Here is a 3,785-nt window from a genome sequence, read left to right as displayed (position 1 = left end):
AGAAGTGGAACTTACACGGTATTAGTGACGGATGCGAATGGATGTACAGCGAGAGCAACGGCAGGAGTTACGGTAAATATTTTACCAACAGCAACGGCAAGTAGCAACACGCCAGTATGTGCTGGAAATGAATTGAAATTGACAGTAAATGAATTTGTAAATGGTACTTATTCATGGTCTGGTCCACTTTCATTCACATCAAGTTTACGTGAGCCAAGCATCGCAACTGCTACAACAGCCAACGCAGGTGTTTACACAGTAAGCGTAAAAGATGCAAACGGATGTACTGCAACAACGACAACAACAGTAGTAGTTGATAAGTGCTTGAAATTAGGAGACTATGTTTGGAACGACGTAAATAACAACGGTAAAGTAGATGCAGGTGAAACAGGAATCGACGGTGTGAAAGTTGAATTGTTCAAAGCGAAAGCAGACGGAACAACCGACGGAGCAGCAGTTGCTTCTCAAAACACAGTAGCAGGTAAGTATTTATTTACGAATCTTGAACCGGGTGATTACATTGTTCAAATTACAGCACCAGCAGGTTATAAATCATCAACAGGAACGAATGGTTCAGCGACTGGAACTTACGAACCAGCTCAAGACCCAGACAATAATGTTAATGATGACGATAACGGAACGACTACAACAGGTCAAGTTATTCAATCGAAAGCAATCACATTGACAAACTTCGGTGAGCCAATCAATGATGGAGATACTGACAATAACAGTAACTTAACCGTTGACTTCGGCTTGTACAAACCAGGTTCATTAGGTGACTTCGTTTGGTACGATACAAACCGTGACGGAATCCAAGATGCAGGTGAAACAGGCGTGAAAGATGTAACCGTGAAATTGTACGACAAAGACAATAACTTAGTTGGAACAGCCACTACTGACGCAAACGGAAACTACAAATTCACTGACCTTGCACCAAATGATTACAAAGTAGAGTTTAGCACATTACCAACAGGTTATGTATTCTCTACAAAAGATGCAACAACAGATGACAAAGACAGCGATGCTGATGCAACTGGTAAAACAGCAAGTATCACATTAACGGCGGGTCAAGATATAACAACGGTAGATGCAGGTATCAACTGTCCAGCTCCAAAAGCTGAAGCAACAGGTGCAACGGTTTGTTTGAATGAGAAAATTCAATTGACTTCAACGAATATTTCAAGTCCATTAGTAGATGCGACCTATTCTTGGACGAAAGTAGGAGGAACATTCACCAGTACAGAACAAAGTCCACTAATTGCTGTCAATGCAAGTGCAGCGGATGCAGGAACTTACATGGTAACAATGACTTCTAAAAATGGATGTTCAGCAACGGCAACAGCAACTGCAATTGTAACAGTAAATGCTTTACCAACAGCAACGGCGACTTCAAATAGTCCAGTATGTTTAAATAACAAATTGACACTTGAAGTATTAACGAACGGAACGTCTTACGCATGGACAGGCCCAGCAGGTTCAGGATTTACGTCAACTTCGCAAAAACCAGAAATTGCTTCGGTAAGTGTTAATAACGGAGGAGTTTACACAGTAGTAGTTACCAATGGAAATAACTGTTCTATTACTTCAACTGTAAATGTAGTAGTGAATGCTTTACCAACGGCAACGGCAACAGGTACTGAAGTTTGTGTAGGCAAGCCAATTAACTTGACTGCAACGGCTGGTTTCACAACTTATGCTTGGACTAAAGTAGGTGGAACATTCACGGCATCGACACAATCACCATTAGTAAATGCAAGTGCTGTAACAGGTGATGCAGGAACTTACCAAGTGCTTGTAACAAATGCAAACGGATGTACGGCTATCGCAACGGCAGCAGTAATCGTGAATGACTTACCAACGCCAACGGCAAGTAGTAATGGTGAAGTTTGCGTAGGCACAACGATTAACTTGAAAGCAACGGGTGGCGTAAGCTACACATGGTCAGGAATAAATGGATTTACAGCAACCACAGCAGATGCTTCAATTGCAAACGCAGTAACAGCTAATGCAGGCGTTTATACAGTAACTGTAACGAATGCAAAAGGATGTGTAGCAACGGCAACGACAGAAGTGAAAGTGAATACGAATCCAAATCCAACGATTACGCCAATCGCACCAATTTGTTTAGGAAGCGATATCGTCTTGAACGTAAGCGGTGGAGCAGGTAATAAGTTTACATGGAGTGGTTCAAATGGATTTGCTTCAACCGAACAAAATCCAACGGTAAGTCCTAAACCAACAACGGCAGGAACTTATACCTACTTCGTAACCGTAGAAGGCGTTGGCGGATGTACAGGCACAGCAACGACAAGTGTAACGGTTAAATCTAATCCAACAATTGTTGTTCCATCAATCTCAATTTGTGCAGGAACGACAGGGAAATTAGTAGCAAGTGGAGCAGATGTTTATGCTTGGAGTAATGTAGATGGCGGATTCACGACAACCAGTGCGGAGTTATCAGTTACGAAAGGTGGCGTTTATACGGTATCAGGTGTAATTGCAGGATGTGTAGCAACGGTAACCACAACGGTAGAAGTGAAAGCATTACCAACGATTACTGTTCCAACGATTGAAATTTGTGCAGGAACAACAGGTAAATTAGTAGCAACTGGTGGTGTAAGTTACGCATGGAGTGGACCAGAAACCTTCACGACAACAAGTGCAGAGTTATCTGTAACGAAAGCAGGAGTTTATACTGTGATTGGAACTAACGCAGGAGGTTGTACAGCAATGGCAACTACGGAAGTGAAAGTGAATACTAATCCAAATCCAACGATTACGCCAATTGCCCCAATTTGTTTAGGAAGCGATATTGTATTGAACGTAAGCGGTGGAGCAGGTAATAAGTTTGTATGGAGTGGTTCAAATGGGTTTGCTTCAACCGAACAAAATCCAACGGTAAGTCCTAAACCAACAACGGCAGGAACTTATACCTACTTCGTAACCGTAGAAGGCGTTGGTGGATGTACAGGCACAGCAACGACATCAGTAGTTGTCAATGCTTTACCAACAGCAGTAGCAACAGGAGCAGAAGTTTGTGTAGGCAAAGAAATCAAATTATCGGTTTCTCCAGAATTCACAACTTACGCTTGGACTAAAGTAGGTGGAACATTCACAGCAACAACACAATCACCAGTAGTAAATGCAAGTGCCGTAACAGGTGATGCAGGAACTTATCAAGTGAAAGTAACTGATGCCAATGGATGTACAGCTATCGCAACGGCAACCGTAATCGTAAATGACTTACCAACACCAACGGCAAGTAATAATGGACCAGTTTGTGTAGGTACAACGATTAACTTGAAAGCAACTGGTGGTGTAAGCTACGCATGGAGTGGAGCAAATAACTTCACAGCAACAACGGCAGATGCTTCAATTGCAAACGCAACAACGACTAATGCAGGAGTTTACACAGTAACTGTAACAAATGCTAAAGGATGTACAGCAGTAGCAACCACAGAGGTGAAAATTAATACGAATCCAAATCCAATTGCGACATCAAATACCGCAGTTTGTTTAGGTGGAGATATTAAGTTGAGCGTAACAGAAACAACAGGTGCAACTTATACATGGTCAGGTGATAACTTCACTTCAACCGTAAGAGAACCAGTAATTAGCTCAACGAAAGCAGGAACATTTACTTATACGGTAACAGTAGCAGGAAATGGTGGATGTACAGGAACAGCAACGACATCAGTAATTGTCAATGCTTTACCAACCGCAACGGCAACAGGAGCAGAAGTTTGTGCAGGAACAGTAGGAACATTGAAAGTTACAGAAACGGC

At 42.2% G+C, this 3,785-nt stretch carries 1 protein-coding gene; it reads left to right on the top strand.

Annotated elements, in window-relative coordinates; all coding sequences use genetic code 11:
* Positions 1–3,785, top strand: a 3,785-nt coding sequence (locus tag LV89_RS24755) for an SdrD B-like domain-containing protein (protein WP_211321279.1), incomplete at both ends; no start/stop codon positions are given.

Origin of the sequence: Arcicella aurantiaca (assembly GCF_003148625.1) — a bacterium.
Classification (GTDB): Bacteria; Bacteroidota; Bacteroidia; order Cytophagales; family Spirosomataceae; genus Arcicella; species Arcicella aurantiaca.
This window is presented reverse-complemented; position numbering and strand designations above follow the sequence as displayed.